The 266-nt window shown below is 50.4% G+C and carries 1 protein-coding gene; it reads left to right on the top strand.

Going from position 1 to position 266, the window contains the following annotated elements:
- A partial coding sequence (locus CH339_RS25735; RefSeq protein ID WP_170138638.1) for a stage V sporulation protein AA occupies positions 1–266 on the top strand: 266 nt, incomplete at both ends.

The following is a 266-nucleotide window of genomic DNA, read 5'->3' as shown; positions in this document are numbered from 1 at the left end:
TGAATTGATTTTGCTCGGCCATATCGCACAGGTAGCGGGTGACCGCCGATACAAAGAAAAGCTTGAACGGCTGCCTATTTATCAGGTCAGCAAAGCGGATCAAAGCATGGTGGTGCTGGACGTGATGAAGGTGATTGAAGCTGTACATAAATCGTTTCCTGACCTTGATGTCCAAACCGTCGGCGGTTCTGAAACCATCGTGGAGATCCAATATCCGAAAAGGGGTCTGTCGCCCGTGCTTTTCATCGCCGTCTGGCTGCTCTTGT

This window comes from Rhodobium orientis (assembly GCF_003258835.1).
GTDB classification, from domain to species: domain Bacteria; phylum Pseudomonadota; class Alphaproteobacteria; order Rhizobiales; family Rhodobiaceae; genus Rhodobium; species Rhodobium orientis.
This window is presented reverse-complemented; position numbering and strand designations above follow the sequence as displayed.